Origin of the sequence: Sphingobacterium sp. PCS056 (genome assembly GCF_023273895.1) — a bacterium.
GTDB lineage: Bacteria > Bacteroidota > Bacteroidia > Sphingobacteriales > Sphingobacteriaceae > Sphingobacterium.
The window spans coordinates 2,963,295-2,986,902 of sequence record NZ_CP096883.1 but is presented as its reverse complement, the minus strand read 5'-3'; the positions used below and the strand labels follow the sequence as shown (position 1 = coordinate 2,986,902).

The 23,608-nt window shown below is 37.6% G+C and carries 20 protein-coding genes; 16 read left to right on the top strand and 4 right to left on the bottom strand.

What is annotated here, in order from left to right:
- The first annotated feature begins 136 nt into the window (after nucleotides 1-136).
- The 6 genes from MUB18_RS12320 (at nucleotide 137) to MUB18_RS12295 (ending at nucleotide 5,489) form a co-directional block, all read left to right on the top strand.
- Nucleotides 137-655 (top strand): FUSC family protein, encoded by a 519-nt coding sequence (locus MUB18_RS12320; RefSeq protein ID WP_045755827.1) that lies wholly within the window; start codon nucleotides 137-139, stop codon nucleotides 653-655.
- Between the two features lie 207 nt (nucleotides 656-862).
- Nucleotides 863-1,336, top strand: a complete 474-nt coding sequence (locus MUB18_RS12315) for an Lrp/AsnC family transcriptional regulator (protein ID WP_045755826.1) — start codon at nucleotides 863-865, stop codon at nucleotides 1,334-1,336.
- A gap of 20 nt (nucleotides 1,337-1,356) precedes the next feature.
- On the top strand, nucleotides 1,357-2,424 hold the full coding sequence (locus tag MUB18_RS12310) for an EamA family transporter (RefSeq protein ID WP_248753285.1): 1,068 nt from the start codon (nucleotides 1,357-1,359) through the stop codon (nucleotides 2,422-2,424).
- Between the two features lie 89 nt (nucleotides 2,425-2,513).
- The gene (locus MUB18_RS12305) at nucleotides 2,514-3,278 is read left to right on the top strand and encodes a 5'-nucleotidase C-terminal domain-containing protein (protein WP_248753284.1); all 765 of its coding nucleotides are present in this window, start codon (nucleotides 2,514-2,516) and stop codon (nucleotides 3,276-3,278) included.
- Nucleotides 3,253-4,212 (top strand): metallophosphoesterase, encoded by a 960-nt coding sequence (locus MUB18_RS12300; RefSeq protein ID WP_045755824.1) that lies wholly within the window; start codon nucleotides 3,253-3,255, stop codon nucleotides 4,210-4,212. The genes MUB18_RS12305 and MUB18_RS12300 overlap by 26 nt, the downstream gene beginning before the upstream one ends.
- 65 nt (nucleotides 4,213-4,277) lie before the next feature.
- Nucleotides 4,278-5,489 carry an MFS transporter gene (locus tag MUB18_RS12295; protein WP_094773401.1) on the top strand — a complete coding sequence of 404 codons (1,212 nt, stop codon included), beginning with the start codon at nucleotides 4,278-4,280 and terminating at the stop codon, nucleotides 5,487-5,489.
- Nucleotides 5,490-5,564: 75 nt separating this feature from the next.
- Here the strand turns inward: MUB18_RS12295 and MUB18_RS12290 are convergent, their stop codons facing one another.
- Entirely contained in the window at nucleotides 5,565-7,475 is a 1,911-nt protein-coding gene (locus MUB18_RS12290) for a class II glutamine amidotransferase (RefSeq protein WP_248753283.1), read from the bottom strand.
- A gap of 98 nt (nucleotides 7,476-7,573) precedes the next feature.
- Entirely contained in the window at nucleotides 7,574-8,071 is a 498-nt protein-coding gene (locus tag MUB18_RS12285) for a TlpA family protein disulfide reductase (protein ID WP_248753282.1), read from the bottom strand.
- Between the two features lie 147 nt (nucleotides 8,072-8,218).
- Between MUB18_RS12285 and purN the strand changes: the two genes are divergently transcribed.
- On the top strand, nucleotides 8,219-8,791 hold the full coding sequence (gene purN, locus MUB18_RS12280) for a phosphoribosylglycinamide formyltransferase (RefSeq protein ID WP_248753281.1): 573 nt from the start codon (nucleotides 8,219-8,221) through the stop codon (nucleotides 8,789-8,791).
- Nucleotides 8,792-9,028: 237 nt separating this feature from the next.
- Here the strand turns inward: purN and MUB18_RS12275 are convergent, their stop codons facing one another.
- A complete protein-coding gene (locus tag MUB18_RS12275; RefSeq protein ID WP_248753280.1) occupies nucleotides 9,029-10,261 on the bottom strand; it encodes an MFS transporter in 1,233 nt (410 codons plus the stop codon).
- Between the two features lie 90 nt (nucleotides 10,262-10,351).
- Here MUB18_RS12275 and MUB18_RS12270 point away from each other — a divergent pair, with 90 nt between their 5' ends.
- The 9 genes from MUB18_RS12270 to MUB18_RS12230 all read left to right on the top strand — a co-directional run bounded on the left by MUB18_RS12270 (nucleotide 10,352) and on the right by MUB18_RS12230 (nucleotide 20,756).
- Nucleotides 10,352-10,831: a DUF4442 domain-containing protein gene (locus MUB18_RS12270; RefSeq protein WP_045755818.1), complete on the top strand. Its 480-nt coding sequence runs from the start codon at nucleotides 10,352-10,354 to the stop codon at nucleotides 10,829-10,831.
- Between the two features lie 61 nt (nucleotides 10,832-10,892).
- A complete protein-coding gene (locus tag MUB18_RS12265; RefSeq protein ID WP_045755817.1) occupies nucleotides 10,893-11,321 on the top strand; it encodes a hypothetical protein in 429 nt (142 codons plus the stop codon).
- A 1-nt stretch (nucleotide 11,322) separates the two neighbouring features.
- Nucleotides 11,323-11,970: an SCO family protein gene (locus tag MUB18_RS12260; protein WP_248753279.1), complete on the top strand. Its 648-nt coding sequence runs from the start codon at nucleotides 11,323-11,325 to the stop codon at nucleotides 11,968-11,970.
- Between the two features lies 1 nt (nucleotide 11,971).
- Complete coding sequence (locus MUB18_RS12255) at nucleotides 11,972-12,397, top strand: c-type cytochrome (protein WP_045752155.1); 426 nt, start codon at nucleotides 11,972-11,974, stop codon at nucleotides 12,395-12,397.
- Between the two features lie 297 nt (nucleotides 12,398-12,694).
- Nucleotides 12,695-13,282 (top strand): TetR/AcrR family transcriptional regulator, encoded by a 588-nt coding sequence (locus tag MUB18_RS12250; protein WP_045752154.1) that lies wholly within the window; start codon nucleotides 12,695-12,697, stop codon nucleotides 13,280-13,282.
- Between the two features lie 4 nt (nucleotides 13,283-13,286).
- A complete protein-coding gene (locus MUB18_RS12245; RefSeq protein WP_084405238.1) occupies nucleotides 13,287-14,615 on the top strand; it encodes a TolC family protein in 1,329 nt (442 codons plus the stop codon).
- Nucleotides 14,616-14,640: 25 nt separating this feature from the next.
- Nucleotides 14,641-15,786: an efflux RND transporter periplasmic adaptor subunit gene (locus MUB18_RS12240; protein ID WP_248753278.1), complete on the top strand. Its 1,146-nt coding sequence runs from the start codon at nucleotides 14,641-14,643 to the stop codon at nucleotides 15,784-15,786.
- Nucleotides 15,787-15,819: 33 nt separating this feature from the next.
- Entirely contained in the window at nucleotides 15,820-18,990 is a 3,171-nt protein-coding gene (locus MUB18_RS12235; RefSeq protein ID WP_248753277.1) for an efflux RND transporter permease subunit, read from the top strand.
- 179 nt (nucleotides 18,991-19,169) lie between these two features.
- Complete coding sequence (locus MUB18_RS12230; protein ID WP_248753276.1) at nucleotides 19,170-20,756, top strand: M60 family metallopeptidase; 1,587 nt, start codon at nucleotides 19,170-19,172, stop codon at nucleotides 20,754-20,756.
- 206 nt (nucleotides 20,757-20,962) lie between these two features.
- Here MUB18_RS12230 and MUB18_RS12225 read toward each other — a convergent pair whose 3' ends face one another.
- Nucleotides 20,963-23,158 carry an inorganic phosphate transporter gene (locus MUB18_RS12225; RefSeq protein ID WP_248753275.1) on the bottom strand — a complete coding sequence of 732 codons (2,196 nt, stop codon included), beginning with the start codon at nucleotides 23,156-23,158 and terminating at the stop codon, nucleotides 20,963-20,965.
- Nucleotides 23,159-23,608 lie beyond the last annotated feature (450 nt).

Here is a 23,608-nt window from a genome sequence, read left to right as displayed (position 1 = left end):
GCTAACTATTTTAAGTAATCAAAAGAATTGATCTTGCAAGAAAATGAAAAAACAATATGAAACACGCATAAAAACGCAACCATAATGATTTTTGATTCTACAAATAAGATGTACTTTTGCAAAAAAACATATTAAGATGCGTAAAACACTGATGCGATATAGCCTACACTCCGACTTCATCATCTATTTGATCCGTATTTTGATTGGTTTTTCTATTGGCTACTTCTTGTATATCAGCTTTCCTGAATATTCGGCCATATGGACCTTAATTTCCATTGTATTAGTTATATCTCCAGATGATACCGAAGCCACTAAGATTGCTTTTGATAGAACAAAGTCCAATTTTATAGGTTCAGCCACGGGTATACTTTTTTACTTTACCAATCTTCCTCAGATGTGGTCCATGCTTTTGGGGGTGATTACATCTGTCGCGATCTGCAGACTCTTTAATATCTTAAGTGTAGCACGTACAGCGATGGTGGCTATGATTATTGTTGTGGTTCATGAGCATCAGTTAAAATCGTACATTGCGGCCCTCGATCGCTTTGCCTGTGTCACTATCGGTTGTGTGGTAGGCTTGCTCGTCACCCTGAGTACGAGTTATATGATTAAGATATTACGGGAAAAATATTCCATGGAAACCTTTGGCGAATAATGTTCGATGAGATAGCACAATTGCCAAAGATAATTCAAATCAAACGTAATCGACTAAAAAACAACATGTTACAATATTAAGTTAGTCCTCCAGCTACCAAAATAGGCTATTTACAAACCAATAGAAAAGATCTTAAATAGAATTATATTCTGATTTTTATCAAATTATTTGAATATAATTCGAAATATACTTACCTTTGCACTCGATATGACAAAAGTAGAATATAATTTAGATCATGTAGATTACAAAATCTTGCGTTTAATGCAGGACAATGCACGTATCAACAACGCCGATATTGCAAGAGAGCTCAGTATGGCTCCTTCTGCAATTTTAGAGCGTGTTAAAAAATTAGAGCAGAAAAATGTAATCTTACAATATAATGCTAAAATAAATCCAGCGGCAATCGATCAAAAACTATTATCGTTTATATTTATCAAAGCAAACGATATCATTGGAGAGCAGAAAGTTGGGATTCTTCTAGCCGAGATACCTGAAGTGCAGGAAGTCCACGATATCGCTGGAGACGATGGTTACCTTATCAAAGTTAGAACAGCTGATTCTACTGCTTTAGTGGATCTGATGCGTAATACATTGGGTAAAATTGAAGGAATCATTTCAACGCGTACCACCATTGTCTTACAAACAGTAAAAGAAGAACAACAGTTAGTTATACCGGAATAATTTAGGAAAGGAATTTAGAGATGTTAAATAATAAAGTACAACAAGCAAGCCCTTTAATGGTCATACTCGCATATGCTGTGGTGTATATTGTATGGGGGTCAACTTTTTTCTTTATTGAAAAGGCGCTTCACAGTTTCCCACCATTCATTTTAGGCTCATTTAGGTTTATTACAGCAAGCATATTGTTGATGGGGTATTGTGTATTGAAAGGTTATAAAATATTCAACAAAAGAGCGATCCGCGATTCTATTGTTGTTGGATTTTTACTTTTGTTTATTGATATGGGTGGCCTTATTTGGGCTGAGCAATACGTCTCGGGTGGTGTAGCGGCAATTATTGCGGCAGCGGCTGCAATTTGGTTTGTTATTTTGGATAAACCAAAATGGAAAGAAAATTTTAGCAGCAAATCGACCATTGCGGGTTTGATCTTAGGTTTTTGCGGTGTTATTTTACTCTTTGTAGAGCAGATCATTGCCAGCAAATCATCAGCCAATAAAGAAATAACCGTGATTGCCTTAGTGATTATGGTGCTCGGTTCGATCGCTTGGACGGCAGGTTCTTTATACTCTAAATACCAAAAGAAAAGCCAAAAAGAAGAACAAGAGGATCTACATGTTTCCGTAAAGACGGCATGGCAGATGATTACAGCAGGGGTGCTATTTACAGTTGTAGCTAGCTTAAACGGTGAATTTGCCCGTTTCAGCTTTCAACAGGTCACTCCTATCGATTGGTTCAATATATCGTACTTAATTGTGTTTGGATCGATCTTGGCATTTAGTTCTTACATCTGGTTGCTATCGGTAAGACCTGCGACCGAAGTGAGTACCTATGCATATGTCAATCCTATTGTTGCATTAGTACTAAGTTACTTTTTCAGTAGTCATGCGGTCACTTCGACACAGGTCATAGGTTTGGTGATCATATTGGTTTCCGTTCTGTTGATGAACTGGAAGTTATATAAGAACAATAAGATGGTCGCAAAAATCACGAAAACGACAATTGCAGATCGTAGAAAATCGATACGATTGAGAAATCAAAGAGATGCAGTGATCAGAAAAGATATTAAAAAAACAGAAGTTGCCAATTAAAAAAACGCCTTCTTTTGCATACTCATAATAAAAGCTTAACAAAATGTTAGGCTTTTATTATCTACATTTGTACCGAAAACACTTATTACATGATGAAACGAACTTTACATCAACTTCAATATGTAGCCCTCGGGTTTTTAGCTATCCTACTGAGCACATCTTGCAGCAAAAAATTAAGTCCTATCCAAAAGGACTTCAAACAATATGAAATCAATAAAAACACCGTTGATGATGGCACGATCGTAGCGATTTATACGCCCTACAAAAAGCAGATGCAGGCAGAGATGAATCGCATCATTGGATTTTCCGAAGTTGCATTGACAAAAGAAAAAGCTCCTGAAACTTTAATGGGAAATTTCTTTACTCAAGCATTACTAGTGGCTAGTGCAAAAGTTAACAATCAAGCAGACATCGCATTTGCTACTAAAGGAGGCATTCGTAACGAAATAAAGGCTGGAGATATTACCATTGAAAGTGTATTTGAGGTCATGCCTTTTGAAAATCAATTGACCGTAATGGAACTCAATGGAGAACAGATTCAGCAACTGGCCAATTTCATTGCTGCAACTGGTGGACAGCCGGTCACCGGTATAACGTTATCCATACAGGACAAAAAGCCAGTAAATATTCAGGTGCAAGGAAAAGATCTGGATCTTCATAAAATCTATAAAGTCGCTACTTATGATTATTTAGCCAATGGAGGTGACAATTTAGATTTATTTACCCATGCACTTAAAAGAACAGACTACCCACAAAAAGTGAGAGAAAGTCTAATGGAATATATCGCTAGCTTTACTAAAAAAGGTCAAAAAATTAATATGCAATTAGATGGAAGAGTTAAAGTCATTAAATAGAAGAAGCTTTCTGAAAACAGCAGCTGGTTTTTCCGCTGTTGCCACCTTGGGTGGTTTGCCACTGACCTCGCTTGCAGGTTCTAAAAAAATAAAATTGACCATTCTACATACCAATGATGTGCATAGTAGAATAGAACCGTTTCCAATGGATGGCGGAAGATATCAGGGTCTAGCAGGAGTTGCACGCAGAAGCACACTTATCAAAAAAGTCAGAGCTGAGGAAGCTCACGTCTTATTGCTGGATGCTGGCGATATGTTTCAAGGTACCCCCTATTTCAACTTATTTGGTGGAAAATTAGAACTTGACCTCATGACTAAATTAGGGTATGATGCGGGTACTTTTGGTAATCATGAATTTGATAATGGTTTAAATGGACTGGTCAAATATCTGGACCATGCTAAATTTCCTTTCTTAACGGCAAACTATGACTTTACGGGTACTGTTTTGGAAGGAAAAACTCAAGATTATACGTTATTTAAGAAAGCAGGTGTCAAAATAGGTGTATTTGGTCTTGGTGTAGATATTGAAGGGCTGGTCGATCCCAATAACTTCAAAGGGATGAAATACCTCGATCCGATAGCCGTTGCCAATCGGGTGGTCAAAGAGCTTAAGGAAAAGCATAAATGTGATCTGGTTATCTGTTTATCGCACTTGGGCTACCAGTATGAGAGTGATAAGGTATCGGATCTGGTGCTAGCAGCTCAAACAAGCGATATTGATGTGATCATTGGTGGGCATACGCATACCTTCTTGAAAGAACCTACTTTTGTAACCAACTTAAAGGGAACAAAAACAGCGGTCAATCAGGTTGGCTTTGCAGGTATCAACTTGGGACGAATCGATATTATTTTTGAACCTTCGACGGGCAAAAAGAACCTCATCGCTTCCACGTATGAAGTCAATGATACGATAGCAGCATCACAATTGGTGTAGCATAACTATTTTTTTAAACTAGCCAAAGGGATACGATGTATTCTTTTGGCTTTTTACATATTCACTTGAAAAAACTTTTATCTATATACATCGGATCCTTTAAAGGACTATCCCGCTCCGCATGGCTGCTCGCCATCGTGATGTTGATCAATAGAATGGGAAGTATGGTGATCCCATTTTTAGGGATCTATATGACCCAAGCTCTTCATTTTAATATCAAACAAGTGGGTCTTGTGCTGATGTGTTTCGGTTTTGGATCTGTGTGTGGCTCTTATGTGGGCGGGTGGCTCACAGATCGATTTGGTAGCTTCAAAGTCCAACTGTTCAGTTTAACCTTAGCAGCTCCTTTGTTTCTGATCACACCCTATTTTAAAACTGTAGAGTCCTTAGGCATCATGATTTTTGTATTGAGTGCCGTCTTTGATGCGTTTAGGCCTGCCAACTCAGTTTCTGTAGCCAGTTATGCTAAACCCGAAAATATAACGCGAGCGTTCTCTTTAAATCGATTGGCCGTTAACCTTGGCTTTTCGATCGGTCCTGCTGTAGGAGGTTTTTTGGCAGGTATATCTTTTGATTGGATATTCTATGGAAATGCCATGGCAGCAGCGGCGGCGGCTATTGTATTTTTTCTCTTCTTTTATAAGAAAGAAAAAAACAACCTAAAGGCTTTGAGGGCTGCACCGATCACGACTACATCACACAATAAAAAAGAACGAAACCCTTATCAAGATGGGCCCTTTATTATCTTTAATATCCTGTGCTGTATATTTTCGTTATGCTTTTTCCAACTGATATCAACCCTTCCTATCTTCTATCGTGAAGTCCATCACCTCAATGAACATGAGATCGGATTTTTGATGGGATGGAGCGGTTTGATTATCGTATTATTGGAGATGTTTATCGTACATATTGCAGAACACAAATTAACGATTACCAAAACGTTAGTTATCGGGACACTTTTTTGTTCCATTTCTTATGCCATGTTCAATATACATGCTGGGTTATTCATGCTTTATGTTACATTCTTTGTATTTGGCATTGGTGAAATGCTGACCTTGCCTTTTATGGCGACAGCCACTATCAATCGATCAACACCCAAAACGCAGGGTGCTTACATGGGATTCAATTCATTGGCTTTCTCTGCTGCAAATATTTTTTCGCCGCTCTTAGGAACCAATATCGTGGGCTCTTTTGGCTTCACAACCCTTTGGTGGGCTACCTCAGCAGTACTAGCCTGTACTGCAGCTGGATTCTTCTTTATTTTAAAACGTATGTAAAAAAGATCTATATAAAAACAAGAAAGGCTGATATCCTAGGATATCAGCCTTTCTTGTTTTTATGGACAAAGCTTATTAACTACTGAAGTAAGCTCTTACATTTTTACCTTCTACCCAGTTCATGAAAGCCTTATTAACAACTTTATTACCTCCTGGTGTTGGGTAATTACCTGAGAAATACCAATCTCCTTTATGATCAGGACATGCAATATGCAAGTTGTCCAATGTCTGGAAAATGACTTTTACTTCTGCTTTTAAGTGATGAGGTGTAATGATTCTTGCGATCTCATTTGAAATCTCTTCATCAGTAAAAGGTTCGTAAATTTCTTTAACGTAATTGTCTATATCATCAATATCAGCTGTTATGGAAACCAAACATTTCTGATAGACTTCATCAATTATATGTGCCAATCCACGTTTTCTTAATAAAGAAACTGCAGCCTCAAATGCGACAAACTCGCCCATTCTAGACATATCGATACCATAACAATCTGGATAACGGATCTGCGGCGCCGAAGATACGATAACAATCTTTTTAGGATTCAAACGATCTAAAATCGTTAAGATACTTTGTTTTAAGGTTGTTCCTCTTACAATGGAATCATCAATCGCTACGATAGTATCTTCATGATCTTTCACAATACCATAGGTCGTATCATACACATGCTGTACCATATCTGTACGATCGGCATCTTGTGTAATGAAAGTGCGCAGTTTGGCATCCTTGACATTCAGTTTCTCAAAACGAGGGTGAATGCTTAAAATATCTTCCAATTCGCCATCTTCAATTTTATCCGCTCTATTGAGTAGTGCATCTTTTTGAAAATCTCTTACGTAAGTATTGATACCATCCATCAAACCATAGTAGGAAACTTCAGCTGTATTAGGGATGAAAGAAAATACGGTATTCTTAATATTATTGTCAATTGCGCTTAGCACCTGTGGACACAAAAGACGTCCCAGTTGCTTACGTTCTTTGTAAATATCTGCATCAGAACCTCTAGAGAAATAAATACGTTCGAAAGAACATGATTTTTGTTCAACAGGCTCTCTAAACATTTCCTCGGTCACGGTACCATCTTTCTTGGCGATTAAGGCATGACCAGGTTTAATTTCCTGAACTTTATCTATTGAGATATTAAATGCTGTCTGAATAACCGGTCTTTCCGAAGCAACGACAAGTACCTCATCATCTTTATAATAAAAAGCTGGACGGATACCGGCTGGATCACGCATGACAAATGCATCTCCATGTCCAAATATACCGGCAATCGTGTAGCCACCATCCCAAGTTTTTGCCGAACGAGTTAAAATTTTCGGAACATCTAAATTTTGAGCAATTAGCGAACTGATTTCAATATTTGAATACCCTTCTTGCTTAAACTTATCGAATAAGTCTTGGTTTTCATCATCTAAGAAATGTCCGATTTTTTCTAGCACAGTGACTGTATCTGCTTTTTCTTTGGGATGCTGACCCAATTCATACAATTGTTGCAATAACTCGTCAACATTTGTCATATTAAAGTTTCCAGCAACAACCAAATTGCGAGACATCCAGTTATTTTGTCTTAAAAAAGGATGACAGCTTTCAATGCTATTTTTTCCATGAGTACCATAACGCAAGTGGCCTAGCAATACCTCTCCGGTAAAACTAACATTATCTTTTAACCATTGCGTATCCTTAGATTCCTCTGGATAAGCCTTTTGCACCGAAGCAAACTTCTTTTGTACATATTCGAAGATATCAGCTACAGCACTGGATCCCATCGCTCTGTAACGAGAAATGTATCGATTTCCTGGCTTGACATCGAATTTAATGGTTGCAATACCCGCGCCATCTTGGCCACGGTTGTGCTGTTTTTCCATCAATAAGTACAATTTGTTTATGCCGTAGTAAGGCGTACCGTATTTTTCCTGGTAATAAGAAAGGGGCTTTAACAGTCGAATAAGTGCTATACCGCACTCGTGTTTAATTGAGTCGCTCATATCTTGATTTGATGTCGCAAAAATAGCAAATAATTATAATTAGTTGTATCAAAAAAAGACTCCTGTTTTTAAAAATTACAACTAGAAGACAAGCAAAACTATCTGGCTAGCTGTTGCAAAGCGACTTGCAACACTTTAACATCATCTACACCATCTAAATGTTTCAATAATTTTTTTGTTTTGGCGTCATAGATATAAAGTGAAGGGGTCTGTGTGGGGTTGAACAAAGAGATAAATTGCCCGTCGGGATCCCTAATAAAAGATACTTTGGACTCTGGTTTCAACTTCTTAGCAAACATATTGATAAATCCATCGACATATTCACGGTCATTCATGGCGACGAAGTAAAATTTAATACGCTTAAAAGTGCTCATCTGCTCTGCGATCCCTGCTCCCATTTTTTGACAATGACTGCATCCAGTATCATAATAATTAAACACAATAAGACCATCTTTGGGTAGATCTGCAGGTTTAAAATCCTTTCCTGTATATAACTCCTGCAGGAAAAAATTAGGTATCTGATGCGGTGCCTGAGCGCTGGCATGCTGTGCTGATAATACTAAAAATGTAATGAATAGAAATGTAAATGTCCTCATGAGATCAAAAAATAAAATGCTATTGAATCAGGTTAAATATACGAGACAAATTGTACACATGACACCATTATGTTAGTTTATTTACAAAAAATAACGTAAGTTTGATTGATTAAATTTTTTTAGAACGTCACTTAACACAATTAAACTGTGAAAAAACGTATTGCCATATTTGCTTCAGGTTCTGGTTCCAACGCCCAAAAAATAATGGAGTATTTTAAATATTCTGAAGATGCCGAGATCGCTATTGTATTGAGTAATAATGCCGATGCTTATGTCATCCAGAGAGCTGACAATTTTGAAATACCTGTACATGTATTTGACCGTGAAGAGTTTTTCAAATCGGACGAAATTGTTAAAATGCTAAAAAATTTAAACATCGACTTAATTGTACTTGCAGGATTCCTTTGGTTAGTTCCACCCCATTTATTACAAGCTTTTCCCAATAAGATCATCAATATACATCCAGCGCTATTACCTAAATACGGTGGAAAAGGTATGTATGGCGATCATGTCCATAAAGCTGTATTGGCAAACAAGGAAACAGAGCATGGTATAACCATTCATTTTGCTAATGAGCATTTTGATGAAGGGGAAGTCATTTATCAAGGGCGATTTAAAGTAGAACCGCAAGACACCTTAGAGGTGATTAAGTTCAAAGGACAGCAACTGGAGCATCAGCAGTACCCTAAAGTCATCGACAACTTACTTAAAAAAATGTAATTTAACACTTTTTTATTTAGACTGCTTATAAATAATATGTATCTTTGCGCTATGGATACTTTAGAATTGCAAGGATTAGGATTTCAAGATACGCTTTCAAAGGAGAAAATGGATTTTTGTGCAGATACAAAAGCATCAAGTCCATTCTCTCCTTTTTCATGTGCATGTTTTAAAAAATGTTGTAAGAAATATAAAAAAGGTAATCGATGCAGTAAATGTCCAAAGCGTTAATCTATACTACTCTTCCAGATAGTTTAGATCTTTATCAAAACTTTCTTCCAGTTGTGTTAGCGCATAGATGGCGATTCCTGAAAGAAAAAAGATCATGACAAAAGCCGCAATGATGATCCCCCAGTGATTCACAAGAATCCCATACAACATGGTCGAAGGGATCAGCGCGCCACGGACAAAATTAGGTGCAGTGGTCGCAACTGTGGCTCTCAAATTGGTACCGAACTGTTCTGCGGAGATCGTTACAAAAGTAGCCCAATATCCAATCCCCAGCCCCATAAAAAAGCATAACCAGACAAATCTGGTTTCCGATAAACCATCACTTAGCAGATACCAGGATGCACTGATCAAAATCACCATTTGACATATTAATACCACTTTTTTTCGAGATTTTAATACTTGCGCCAATAAACCGGCCAGCAGATCACCCAACGAAATACCAAGATAAGTAAACAATACCCCTTTTCCAGCGCTCAATGTTGCGGGAGCGTGCAGCGCTTTTCCGATCTCCGGAGCTTGGGTGACTAATACACCTACGACAAACCAAATGGGCAATCCAATACATAAGCAGTATAGATATCTCTTAAATCTGTGTTTATCCGTAAAAAGCATACTGAATTTGCCTTTAGCGACCGTCTTACTTTCTGCTGTTTTAAACAAACCAGATTCCAGCGCTCCTACGCGCATTAGTAAGAGCAGCAGCCCCATCCCACCACCGACAAAATAGGCCGTACGCCAATCAAACTGTTCAGATATGAAATATCCGAGTACCGCACCCAGTACACCTACTGTTGCCACCAACATAGTTCCGTAACCACGTTTTGACTTGTGCATACTTTCACTGACCAATGTAATTCCGGCACCTAATTCACCTGCCAATCCGATACCCGCAACAAAACGAATAATACCGTATGTCATCACATCCTGAACAAAACCATTATAGATATTGGCCAAGGAATATAATAAAATAGAACCAAATAAGACTTTCAGTCGACCAAACTTATCCCCTATAATTCCCCATATCACACCACCAATCAATAAGCCCCCCATCTGCATATTCAATACAAACTCACCTTCGGCTCGCATATCTTGGGGTGATACACCTATTTCTTCAAATGATTTGACCCGTACAATCGAAAAAATAATCAGATCGTAGATATCCACAAAATACCCCAACGATGCCACAAGAACAATGATCCAAACATTCCTGTTTGTGTGCGAATTTGATTGGTTAGTCATAATTCAATTTTTTATAAAAGTATCATTGTACAAGCATTTTTACAAGTTAAATAGCAAACGATTTTTAATTTATTGTATTACCTTTGCACGATGTTGTATAGTCCGAAATCTCTAAAATGGTTATTGAGAATCTACCCTCCTTTTTTATTCCAGCGGATATGGGTTCAACGAATTTATCCTGATTTTCAAGGTGTCGACGTTAAAATCATCAAAAGTATTTTTAATAAAAACACTAACAATACCATATTTGGTGGAACGATATTTTCAGCAGTCGATCCCTTTTATGCCATACTAATCGACCAGCGACTGCAGGCTCATGGCTTTAAAAAAACTGTAGCTTGGCTCAAATCAGCATCTATTGAATATAAAAAGCCTGGCTTGACCAATCTTAAATTTTCGATCAAAATCGATGATTCTGATTTCAATGCTTGTATGGATACCTTAAAAAGTAGAGGAAGGATGATCAAAACGTTTTCTGTCGAAATTGTCAACGATCAAAATGAAATATGTGCCATAGCCAAGAATGAAATCTACATTCGTGACTTGAATTTTACATACACAAGGGTATAATTAGCTATTATCTTCCTGATCTATTTGGTATCTTTGTCTATAACAGACAAAATATTTCGATATGAAAAAATTAGCTTTCTTAATTGCATCAGCTTTTGCTATTACTTCATGTAACAATAGCTCAAACACCAATAACCAAAATGATTTAGCTAAAACGCAAGAAGAAACCATGAAAATTCATGATGAGATCATGCCACAAGTAAGCGTATTTGACAAAGATGCTGTTACGATCGACTCTATCTTAACGCATCTTAAAGCAATCAAAACAGCTAAGCCGGCGCTTGATACAACTCAAACTCGTCAAGAGTTAACCCAGTTAAAAAAGAATCTTGAAGAAGCTACAGATCACATGATGGACTGGATGAAAGGGTACAGTGCAGATTCTACCACAGTAGATTACGCCAATCGCGAATTAACTAAAGTTAAAGATATGAAAGCTGTATTTGATCGTGTATCAAAAGAAAAACAAGAAATCTTAAACAAGTATTAGTATGATCAAATCATTTCATATTCGTGCTTCATTCTTCTTAGCACTTGCGGCATTGGGAATTTCTAGCTGCCAATCCAATACAGCTACTCTTCCGATCTATGGTCAACGTGAACCTGTTGAAAAAATTGTTGATGGTAAAACCATTACGGATACGCTTTATCATACCATACCCGCGTTTAAATTTTTAAATCAAGATAGTACTTATATCACGGACAAGAATTACGATAATAAAGTATATATCGCGAATTTCTTTTTCACACACTGTCCAAGTATCTGCCCTACCATGAATAGAAATCTGTTGAAGGTCTATGAGCAATATAAAGATAGTGATCAAGTTTATTTCCTCTCCCATAGCATTGATTTTAAATATGACCAACCTCATGTATTAAAAGAATATGCTCATAAATTGGGCGTTAGCAACGATCATTGGAATTTTGTGACAGGCTCAAAGGCGGACATCTATGGAATCGCTAATCAGTATCTCGTTTATACTGCTGAAGACAAAAATGCTCCAGGAGGTTACGATCATCAAGGCTATCTGGTCTTAATCGATAAACAAAAACGTATCCGTGGTGCATATGATGGAACAAATGACGAGCAAGTGGCCAAATTACAAAAAGAGCTTGCGATCCTATTACAAGAAAAGTAAAATGACCAAAATATATAGTTTAGGTGTACTAGTTTCCATCTATATTTTTAGTGCCATGAGCGGCTGTCAATCTGGTGAGGACATTAAAACTGCACAATATGCTGTGAATGGACAAAAAATATATATCAATCACTGTAAAAATTGTCATGGGGATAAGGGTGAAGGTCTAGGGCTTTTATATCCCCCCTTAACGGATGTTGATTTTTTAACGAAAAATAGGGAACGTCTATCCTGTATCGTCAGAAATGGTTTACAGGAAGAAATAACTGTTGCAGGAAAAACCTTTAATACGATTATGCCTGCAAACGAAACGTTAACAGATATTGATATTGCTTATGTTTTGACTTACATAACCACTAATTTTGCAAAACAAGATAAAATATTCAGTCTTGAAGAAGTACAAGAAGATTTGAAAAATTGTAAGTAAGTACGTTAAATATCTATAAAGAAGCTTAGTTTTTATAAACTAGGCTTTTTTTATGGCTAAAAATAAAAAAGAAAGGTTTTCAAACGGGGAGAATGAAAACCTTTACTAACCAATTATAAACCTAAATTATGATGTGCAAATATAGATCATACAAAATGATTAGCAAACTAACTGATGTTAAATTTACGTTAACATTTCCTGCATCGCGATGGAGATGGCTATAATGAATAAAATTCATCTTTTCATTACATTATTTTGACAGATAGATCTAATTAAAATTTCTACATTTGGAACCGAATGAACGTTCAATACACAAAAAATAATTCAAAAGTGATTTCCATATTTGAGACCACCTTAAGGTTGATCAAAGATCATGGTTTTCATGGCACAGCAATGAGTAAAATCGCTCAAGATGCTGATGTCGCAATCGGCACCATATACCATTACTTTCCTTCAAAAGATGATTTGATCGTCAGCTTGTTTCAATATTGCGGAGACGCACTCCATGAATCAATTTTTGAGTCCATCCAGGAGGAATTAACGTATAAGGAAACTTTTTTTCACATATGGAAGGGGTTTGTCAAATTTTATCGAGAAAACGTAGAAATGTTTAGTTTTTTTGAACAATTTTACTCTTCTCCATATTATAAAGTGAACAGTTACGAAACGAACGAATCGATTAGTGGTCAGAGCAGTATCCTCAAATTTTTAACAGAAGGTATTAAAATAGGTGAACTTAAAAACACCAATGTTGAAGTACTCGCTTGTATATTCTTTGGAACTGCTGTATCAGCAATTAAAGGAGTAAAGCACAATAAATTAAAATCAAATGAAAGTATCTCGGATGTTGTAGAAATCATTTGGGATGGAGTTAAAAATAAATAATTATATGAAGTTTAGACAAATAGCCTTCTCTTTGGCAGCCCTAACGACCGTATGGAATGTTAGTTATGCCCAACAAACAGGCAATGAGGCATTACCTGCTAGAGCAAATTTGCAGCAACTTATTGACTATGCCCTTAATAATAAGATTAGTCTTAAGCAGGCTGCAATTGATGAAGAAATTGGCGAAAAAGATATTGACATTGCCTTATCTGGCTGGTTGCCTCAGGTCAATGCGAATGGTTCTTATAACTACAATGTAAAGGTACCAACTTCTTTTATAGGTGGTCAAAACATTGCGCTAGGACAAAAAAATGCGAGTGCCCTGACCCTGCAGGCTGATCAACAGATTTTGAATCCTGCATTGATGCAAGCTTCAAAAGCAGCGACACTCATCCGTCAATCCAATAAACAAAATACAGAAAATCAAAAGATCAATACGGTCGTTGAAGTGAGTAAAGCGTATTATGATATCTTGACGAGTGAAGAGCAGATCAAAATCGTACGTGAAAATATTACTCGACTTCAAAAGCAATATAACGATGCCAAAGTACGGTACGAAGTGGGGATGGTTGATAAAACCGATTTCAAGAGAGCACAGATTGCATTAAGCAATGCCAATGCTGACGAGAAACGTACCATTGAACTGCGCCGCTACAAATACGATTATTTAAAAAATTTGTTAGCCGTGGATCACCAAGCTGACATTACTTTATCTTTTGAGAATGCCGATATGGAAAACCAGATTTTGATTGACACGACTTCATCCGCAAGCGTGACCAACAGAATCGAATTCCAACAATTGCAAACGTCTAAAAAAATGCAGGAATTGGAAACTCAATATTATAAATGGACTTACTTACCAAATGTAAGTGCATTTTACAATTATGCTTTCAATTATAGAGACAACAAATTTAAAGATCTATATAAAGACAATTTCCCAAGTTCTGTGGCGGGTTTATCGGTCTCGATCCCAATCTTTCAAGGATTTAAGAGAAAACATCAGATCTATCAATCAAAACTTCGCGAGAGTAGAATTGATTTAAGCATGGAGGATTTGAAAAACCAAATCAATACGGAATATGCGCTTGCTACAGCATCCTACAATGCTAATTTAATTGACTGGAAAACGTCAAAAGATAATGTCGATCTATCTAAAGAAGTATACGACACCATTAAATTGCAATATGACGAAGGGATCAAAACTTATTTGGACTTAATGACAGCGGAGACTGATCTCAAGACGAGTCAATTGAATTATTTAAATGCGCTTTATGCACTTCTTTCCAGCAAGTTAGATGTTCAAAAAGCTTTAGGAACTGTAGATACAAAATAAACAACATTTAGAAACCAAGAATATCATGAATAAAAAACATTTATTAGCCGCTTTTTTTATTGGAACTACGCTAATTTGGCAGTCATGTGGCAATAAAGATGCGCAGAAACAACATGCTGCGCAGCAAGCAGAGCGTGTTGTACCTGTATCACTTGCTACAGCCACTGAAGAGATCGTTACGGGCAACCAAACTTATCCAGCTACTGTAAAACCTTTGAATGAAGCCGAATTATTTGCTGAAGTTTCTGGTTATGTAACAAAAATATTTGTCACTGATGGAGCGTCTGTCTCCAAAGGTCAAAAACTATATGAAATAGATGGCACACGCTATACCGCAGCTTTAGATCAGGCGAGAGCCAATCTGAGAATTGCGCAATCCAATTTGGATCGTGTACAAACAGATTTAAACCGCTACCAAGCATTAGCAGACAAAGATGCGATCGCGAAACAAACATTGGACTACGCGAAAACAGATGTGGCCAATCAAAAAGCCCAAATTTTGGGCGCTCAAGCCGCGGTAACGACAGCTCAAACAAATTTAAATCGTTCGACCATCCGTGCTCCTTTTGCGGGTATTGTCGGTATATCGGAAGTACGTCTTGGAGCTTTGGTCAATCCTGGTACTACGCGTCTAAATACGCTATCATCTGTCAACCCAGTTGCAGTAGAAATTCAAGTAAGCGAGCGTGATATTCCGCAATTTGTCAATTTACAAAAATCAGGTTCTGCAGCTCAGATCAATGCTGTATTGCCAGATGGTACTGAATACGCTTCTTCTGGTCGAATCACAACGATTGACCGCGCTGTAGACCCACAGACAGGAACAATTAAAGTACGTGCTAATTTTGACAATGCAAGCAATATTTTGAGAGCAGGCATGAATCTTTCGTTAAACGTTAAAACGAATTCTGCTACAGAAGAAGTGATTATTCCATATAAAGCTATTCAAGATCAATTAGGTGTATTTAATGTATACGTAGTTGGCGATAGCAGTAAAGCGGAACAACGTAAAGTGGAGTTAGGTATAAAACTAGGCGATAAAGTAGTCGTAAAATCAGGACTTAAAGTCGGTGAAAAAATTGTTGTTGACGGTATTATGAATGTGCAAACAGGAGTAAAAGTTGCTGAAGCTCCTGCTGGAGCGCCAGATGCAAGTGCTGCAAAAAAATAATTTTCACAGATTTTATAAGATATACAAAAACATATGATTTCAGAAGTTTTTATAAAAAGACCCGTCACAGCCATTGTTATTTCCCTATTGATTTTGATCGTAGGAGGAATTTCAATTGTGTCTTTGCCGATCAGTCAGTATCCATCCGTAGCGCCGCCAACCGTATCGGTCACAGCGAACTATACCGGAGCGGATGCCCAAACTGTCGAACAGACAGTAACGACTCCAATCGAGAGTCAAATTAATGGTACTCCAGGCATGCTTTACATGTCTTCTAATAGTACATCAAATGGTCAATCACAGATTACAGTAACCTTTGAAGTAGGTACTGATATTGATATTGCGACACTGGATGTACAAAACCGTGTCGGTATTGCCGAACCTGCACTACCTGAGGCCGTTAAACGTCTAGGAGTTACAACGCGTAAAGCAAATACCGATATCTTGATGTTGGTTTCTCTGGTATCTCCAAAGGGTACACGTGATGCAAAATTTTTAGATAACTATGCCAATTTATACATTAAAGATGCATTATTACGTGTCAATGGTGTTGGTGAGGTGACCGCATTTGGGCAACCATTCTCCATGCGTGTGTGGTTAGATGCAAATAAATTAACCAGTTTAAGACTAACTCCTGCTGATGTATCTGCAGCTATTGGTGAACAAAACTTAAGAATCCCGGGAGGATCAGTAGGTTCTTCTCCTCAAAAATCGGATCAGGTATTTGAATATCCAGTGATCACAGATTCAGATTTATCTTCAGTAGAAGATTTTGAAGATATTATTGTGAAATCAAATACGGATGGATCGATTGTTTTATTAAAAGATGTAGCCCGAGTTGAATTAGGTCAATTTAGTTATGCGACCAGTACACGTGTAAATGGGATGACATCTTCGGGTATGATGGTATCTCAAACGCCAGGAGGTAATGCTGTTCAATCGGCAGAAGGTATCTATTCCGCATTGGAACGTTTGAAAAAATCATTTCCTGATGATGTTGATTATGTCGTAGGTTATGAAACCATTTCCGTTGTAAATGCTTCTATCGAATCCGTTATCCATACCTTGATCGAAGCCTTACTATTGGTAACATTAGTGGTATTTTTCTTCCTACAATCATGGAGAGCAACTCTAATTCCGGTATTAGCGATCCCTGTATCTATTGTAGGTACTTTTATTTTCTTCTTATTGTTTGGTTTCTCGATCAATAACTTGACTTTACTGGCATTCGTACTTGCGATTGGAATCGTGGTGGATGATGCGATTGTGGTCGTCGAGGCGGTACAGCATTATATTGACCATTATAAAATGTCAGCAGCAGATGCAACACGTCGCGCCATGAAAGACATTACTGCTCCCGTTATTGCGATTGCTTTGATTCTTTCGGCTGTATTCGTACCCGTAGGGTTTATCCCGGGTATGGTGGGACAATTGTACCAACAATTCTCCATTACCATTGCCGTATCGGTTATGTTATCGGCATTTATTGCCTTGTCTTTGACTCCAGCTTTATGTTCGATCATGTTAAGACCAACAGCAGTTCATGCTGAAGCTAAGGGGCTCAACAAGTTCTTTTACAAGTTTAACATCTGGTTCGAAAGAGTAACGAACAAATATTCACGCGGTGTCAGATATTGTATCAAAAAAGCACCTATGGCGCTTATCATTTTACTCTGTATCTTCATCGGTACAGGATATATGTTCAACAAAAAACCAACTGGATTTATCCCTGGTGAAGACAATGGTATGTTCTTCGCTGGTATCACTCTTCCAGAGGGATCCTCTTCAACTCGTACAAAAGAAATTCTACATGAAGTAGAACAAGAGTTACGTAAAGATTATCCGGAGATAAAAGATATTACCGCCATTGCAGGTATTAATATTTTGAACCGTGCTTTCCAACCAAACGTAGCAACGGTCTTCGTTTCGTTAAAACCTTGGGGTGAAAGAGCACGTACAGCAAATCAAATTACAGGTGGTATCATGGGTAAATATGCAGGTTATACCAAAGCTCGCGTACTTGCTGTAACTCCTCCTGCTATTCCAGGATTAGGTACATCCGGTGGTTTCAGTTTAATGATTCAGGATCAACAAACCGTAGATATCAAAGTTTTTGAAGGCGTTGTTGGTAAATTTTTAGCAGCAGCTAATCAAAGACCAGAGATTGGAATGGCTTATACCCTATTTAATACAAAAACTCCAAATTACAAGTTATCTGTTAATAGAGAGCAAGCTAAAAAAATGGGCGTTCCGGTTTCGACCATCTACTCCACTATATCGGCCTACTTGGGATCATCATATATCAATGATTTTACCAGATATGGACGTAACTTTAGGGTAGTATCACAGGCGGATCAAAATTACCGCATGAATATTGAAGATATCAACAAACTATATGTCAACAATAGTCGTGGCGAATCCGTTCCTTTAGGTTCATTGGTTACTTGGAATTTGGTACAAAACCCTGCTATTATCAATCACTATAATATCTTTAGAAGTATCGAGGTGAGTGGTAGTGCAGCTCCAGGTTATTCTTCTGGTGATGCCATTAGAGCTCTTCAGGAGGTTGCTGCAGAAACATTACCAAACGGATATTCGTATGATTTCTCAGGATTGGCTTTACAAGAGACCAAATCTGGAAATATGACGATTATGATTTTCGGTCTTTGTATTTTGTTTGTATTCTTATTATTGGCTGCACTCTACGAAAGTTGGTCTGTGCCATTCTCGATTTTACTATCGGTACCTCTAGGGGTGTTTGGAGCGATTTTAACGTTAACTTTGATTCCTGCGTTGGATAATAATATCTATGCTCAAATTGGTTTAGTTGCCATCATTGGTTTGGCCGCTAAAAATGCCATTTTGATCGTGGAGTTTGCCAAGGAACGTGTTGATATCGGTATGAACTTGTACGACGCAACGCTTGATGCGGTTAAACTTCGTCTTCGTCCGATTATCATGACATCATTTGCGTTTATATTAGGTATCATACCCTTAATGCTCTCAAAAGGTGCTGGAGCGATTTCACGTCAGACGATTGGATGGACCGTATTTGGTGGTATGACTGCAGCGACTGTATTAGCGATATTTATCGTTCCCGTATTGTTCGTTGTGATCACACGATTAGCTTATGGTAAGAAAAAATTAGCAGAATTAGAGGCTAATTTTGATGAAGAAAAAGCGAAAAACTTGTCTGCTCACTAGACATTAAAACAAACTCAACAGGACAAAGAAAGCCTTTCAATTCAATTTGAAAGGCTTTCTTTTTTTTATTTCGCGTATCCAAACTTTACATTACTCTATCATCACAACATTCTTACATGGTAACCTTGATATTGATACTAACAAATCTGTAATTTAGCTCATTAAACCTAATCAAAATCATGAAATTAAAATTTCTCACTTTGCTATTGCTTACTGGAGCAATGACAACAACACTACATGCCCAATCTGCTAAAGATTATGCAGATGCGTATCAAGATTTACAAGTATTTGAAAGCCCCTTAGCTCTTAAGCTCAGAAAAGGAATTAAAAAAAATGATCTCAACAAAATCAAAAATCCGCAAGTCAAAGAGGTCGCGATTGCCATACTTAAAAATCAATACGATCAAACTTATAGGTTTGCTGAATACAAAGCTATCCTCAGCACCTCAACATTGGGACATAGCTTAATGATTGGTGATGGTTATAGCAAATATGAAAACATGACCGGCATCTATCTTCCTGTAGGTCGTCATATTATATCGGCAGACCATATTTCTGCTGATCATGATGTTAAATTGATCATTCCGAATTGGAACCGCAGAGCTCCTGAAGGAATGGATCCGACCAAAGATCCCAAAGGATGGGGCATTGTTAAGCAAGAATTCAAACTCAAGAATGGTATCAACATCATTGATGTCAAAGATTTTGATGGTTTGGCCTATATCGACTATTTCTCTGAAGATCCTAAAAATGAGAAAGCAATCCAAGTACATTTTATGGGTAGCGCAGTCAATGGTTACTTTGATATTACGAAAAACAACGATGAAGATTGGAACAGATTAGTAGATCAAGCTGTGTATCCGATTATAGATGCCAAAGGTCGCCACATTCAGATCGCCTACCCTACTGCCGATATTAAAAAATATGCTTATGGAAAAGGTGTCGAATTGATCAGTAATTATGATTCCTTGATTTACAGGCAGCACCGGATTATGGGACTTATTAAATATAACAAAGTCCCTGAAAACAAAATTCTATCGCGCGTAAACTATAATTATTATATGTTTCGTGATGGTGATGGGGTCGCTTATATGGGTACAGACCCGGGCAATGCGATGCCACTAGTTGTAGATCCGGCCCGAGTGATCAAAGGAGATCCATGTTGGGGTTTTTCACATGAAGTAGGACACGTGCATCAATTAAGACCTTACTTAAATTGGGGAGGATTGGGCGAAGTGAGCAACAATATTTTCTCTCTGTATGTCACCACTTCTTATGGCAATAAAAGCCGTCTTTCGGCACAAAATAATTACAAAAAATCAAGAGAAAGTATTATCAATCGCAAGATCAGTTACCTACAAGATCCGGATGTATTCAATCGTTTAGTTCCTTTCTGGCAACTTCAATTGTACTTCGCAAATCAAGGTCATAATCCTAATTTTTATCCCGATCTATTTGAAGCTTTTCGCCAACAGAATCCAGAACGTAGAAGCAGACGTGGTGGCGGTCAAGTCATGGGCGATCGCGGAAACAACCCTGCGGTACATCAATTGAATTTTGTAAAAACAGCATCAAAGGTTGCAAAACTTGATCTATCCGATTTCTTTGACCTTTATGGCTTCTTCTATGTCGGAAAATTTACTTATGATGATTATGGCAATTATACTTATGAAATGACTCAGGAAATGGTCGATAAGTGTAAACAGGAAATTAAACAGTTGAACCTTCCCAAACCAAGTATGGATATATCTAAGTTAACGGATTAATCTTATCTTATTCAAAAATATATTGCTAACTGTGAATTCTATATTTCTTTACATACTAAATCTGAATGTAAATAATTCACATTTATCATCTAATGCGGAATTATTTAGACACGTACCTCACAACACATAGGAGAAGAAGCAATCATTTCAAATAAAGAAAAAGCCCGATAATATATCGGGCTTTAGATGATTAGTTGACGCTAGTTTTATTTTTTATTATTGATTTTGAACTCTTCAAACTCCTTAAATAAACGTAATAGTTTAAACGTAGAGCTGATCAGCTCGTTTGTTTCTAATAAAATAGAGAAGTACAATTTACTGTTCTTAGGACTATTTTCTGTTGTCCGGATGTGATCAATCTGCTTGTCCAAAAGATTGTTAATGACCTCCTGCAGCTGATCACGTTGTTTCATCGTTGAATCAAGCTTTAGAAAGTCACGGCGCTTATATAAATTATACACTTCGGCGTACCAGTTACCAAGCTCATCGGCGACCTGCCGCAGATCATTGCCTTGATATTCCTTGAGCAGTTTATGGTTATTATCGACATGATTGTGTGCATTGCCAGCAATAACGTAAAGGTTCTCTACTATATCTTGTAGATAGCCTAATGAAATAATGTAGAACCTACTCCCTTTTACAGATGTGTCGTCCAGGTTGCGGATAAAATTGTAGAGGTTGTCGTTGGTCGAATCCAGATCACGCAAGAATTTCTTTATCAATTTTTTGTTCATCGAAAGCGTCGTCAAATCGTTCTTGTTGAGACCGTCCACAATCTCTTTATAGAAGATATTGGACTTGGCAAAAACTTCACTGATCTGATTGGCACTAGCGTCGGAAACCTGCTGTAAGGTATGGATATCTTCTCTGCCTAGTTTCAATTTACGCTCTGCCTGTGCTGCGACCTTCTTTTTATGGCTTTTAGCGTTAAATACTAAAAGTATCGCCAAGAATATAAGTGCACCAACAAAGGTAATAATCCCTCCTATTTTAAGTAAATAAGCGATGATAAATGCACCCGCAAAAGCAGTAGCAGCGGTAAGAAACCATCCTCCGATGACATGGAATACACCAGAGACACGGTATACGGCACTTTCTCTATCCCAAGCTCGATCAGCAAAAGCAGTACCCATAGCAACCATAAATGTGACGTAAGTTGTAGAAAGAGGAAGCTTCATCGATGTTCCTAAGGCAATAAGGCTGCTGGCCACCATCAGGTTGACAGAGGCACGCACCATATCAAACATCGGCTCCTCCTCCTTATTCTTTTTGCCTAAGGAAGTATTTTCGAAACGGCTATCTAAACGCGATCGCAGGGTGCGTGGCATCAGATAGCTGATCGCTCCTCCAATATTTACAAAGCCTCGTACTATCCAACGCGACAGGGTATTCGGTTCGAACTTTTCGGAACCTCCATCCTGACTGCTTAGACTCATTTCGGTTTCGATAACCGTCTTCGCTTTTTTTGATGTCCATAAGGTAATCATCATGATACCACCCGCGATAAATAATATCCAAGCTGGGGCAACAATATCCGCAGAAGCTAATTCTGACATCATATAGGTGTCCGGATTGCCGCCAGATGCCTGAAAGAAACCGATGGCCTGAATAGCTGCTACCGGTACGCCGATAAAGTTGACCAGATCATTCCCTGCAAAAGATAAAGCTAAGGCGAATGTACCAACACCGATAATAACCTTAAGGATGTTCATTTTTAATCTTATCAGGATAAAACTAAAGACCGTGAACAGCACAAAGCTTCCCAATATTAACTGTAGCTCGTGTGTGTTAATCCACTCCTTTGTTGCTTTATCAATGAAAGAAACAGTTTTCATTCCTTTAATAAGAATAAAATAACTAATGGAGGCTAAGGCGATACCACCAAATATAACCCCGAATGATTTGATCTTACGTTCGTACTGAAACGTGAATATAAGTCGAGAAAAGTATTGTACCGCCATCCCCACAGTGAAGGACAGCACCACGGATAACAGGATGCTGACGACAATCTCGGAAGCCTTCTCTGTATTAATATATTGTGAAAGCGTTGACCAATCGCCTGTAGTACTTACTATTTTATAGAGTCCAAGACAGACCGCGGCTCCTAGGAGCTCAAAGACGATGGATACTGTTGTAGAGGTCGGGAGTCCGAAATAGTTAAATACATCAAGGAGTATGATGTCTGTAATCATGACGGCGAGGAAGATAACTATAACATCATTAAAACTGAACATACCAGGAACGTAAATTCCACTTCGTGCAATCTCCATCATTCCACTTGAAAAAACCGCCCCAGACAATATACCCGCACTAGCGAGAATCATAATCAGGCGGAAAGAAATAGCTTTGGAGCCAATGGCCGAATTTAAGAAATTGACAGCATCATTGGTTACGCCGACCATGAGGTCGATAATCCCTAAAGTGATCAGCGTAATAATTACGAGATATAAATAATTGTCCATAGTTATTATTTTTGCAAAGGTATGAACAAAAGGTGAGCCATATATTAAGTTAATGTTAAGTGTTGATTTTGTTAATATTGAATAAGATTAACTACATGAATTTAAAATGTATATACTTTATACCTACTTCATATTGTCATAGAGAAGATCGGTGTACTAAAGTTTATGAGAAAATTTTCATGACAGTTGTCACAGTATATTTTTATAGATACCAACATCGCTATCAATGAATGTGAAAAGTCAATCAATATTAGATATGACCTAAATCTTTATATTACGTTTAAAACCTATTATAATTCCGATAAAGATCATACTTCTTAAAATCAAATTAGGGTAAATGAGGGCACATACCAGATAAAAAAAGTGCATTTGAAAAAATTAGGGTATAAT

Bases quoted from the DNA above. Each gene is read 5' to 3' on its own strand.
- MUB18_RS12320 (WP_045755827.1), top strand. From the start codon at position 137: ATGCGTAAAACACTGATGCGATATAGCCTACACTCCGACTTCATCATC.
- MUB18_RS12315 (WP_045755826.1), top strand. From the start codon at position 863: ATGACAAAAGTAGAATATAATTTAGATCATGTAGATTACAAAATCTTG.
- MUB18_RS12310 (WP_248753285.1), top strand. From the start codon at position 1,357: ATGTTAAATAATAAAGTACAACAAGCAAGCCCTTTAATGGTCATACTC.
- MUB18_RS12305 (WP_248753284.1), top strand. From the start codon at position 2,514: ATGATGAAACGAACTTTACATCAACTTCAATATGTAGCCCTCGGGTTT.
- MUB18_RS12300 (WP_045755824.1), top strand. From the start codon at position 3,253: ATGGAAGAGTTAAAGTCATTAAATAGAAGAAGCTTTCTGAAAACAGCA.
- MUB18_RS12290 (WP_248753283.1), bottom strand. From the start codon at position 7,475: ATGAGCGACTCAATTAAACACGAGTGCGGTATAGCACTTATTCGACTG.
- MUB18_RS12285 (WP_248753282.1), bottom strand. From the start codon at position 8,071: ATGAGGACATTTACATTTCTATTCATTACATTTTTAGTATTATCAGCA.
- MUB18_RS12275 (WP_248753280.1), bottom strand. From the start codon at position 10,261: ATGACTAACCAATCAAATTCGCACACAAACAGGAATGTTTGGATCATT.
- MUB18_RS12270 (WP_045755818.1), top strand. From the start codon at position 10,352: ATGTTGTATAGTCCGAAATCTCTAAAATGGTTATTGAGAATCTACCCT.
- MUB18_RS12265 (WP_045755817.1), top strand. From the start codon at position 10,893: ATGAAAAAATTAGCTTTCTTAATTGCATCAGCTTTTGCTATTACTTCA.
- MUB18_RS12260 (WP_248753279.1), top strand. From the start codon at position 11,323: ATGATCAAATCATTTCATATTCGTGCTTCATTCTTCTTAGCACTTGCG.
- MUB18_RS12255 (WP_045752155.1), top strand. From the start codon at position 11,972: ATGACCAAAATATATAGTTTAGGTGTACTAGTTTCCATCTATATTTTT.
- MUB18_RS12250 (WP_045752154.1), top strand. From the start codon at position 12,695: ATGAACGTTCAATACACAAAAAATAATTCAAAAGTGATTTCCATATTT.
- MUB18_RS12245 (WP_084405238.1), top strand. From the start codon at position 13,287: ATGAAGTTTAGACAAATAGCCTTCTCTTTGGCAGCCCTAACGACCGTA.
- MUB18_RS12240 (WP_248753278.1), top strand. From the start codon at position 14,641: ATGAATAAAAAACATTTATTAGCCGCTTTTTTTATTGGAACTACGCTA.
- MUB18_RS12235 (WP_248753277.1), top strand. From the start codon at position 15,820: ATGATTTCAGAAGTTTTTATAAAAAGACCCGTCACAGCCATTGTTATT.
- MUB18_RS12230 (WP_248753276.1), top strand. From the start codon at position 19,170: ATGAAATTAAAATTTCTCACTTTGCTATTGCTTACTGGAGCAATGACA.
- MUB18_RS12225 (WP_248753275.1), bottom strand. From the start codon at position 23,158: ATGGTCGGCGTAACCAATGATGCTGTCAATTTCTTAAATTCGGCCATT.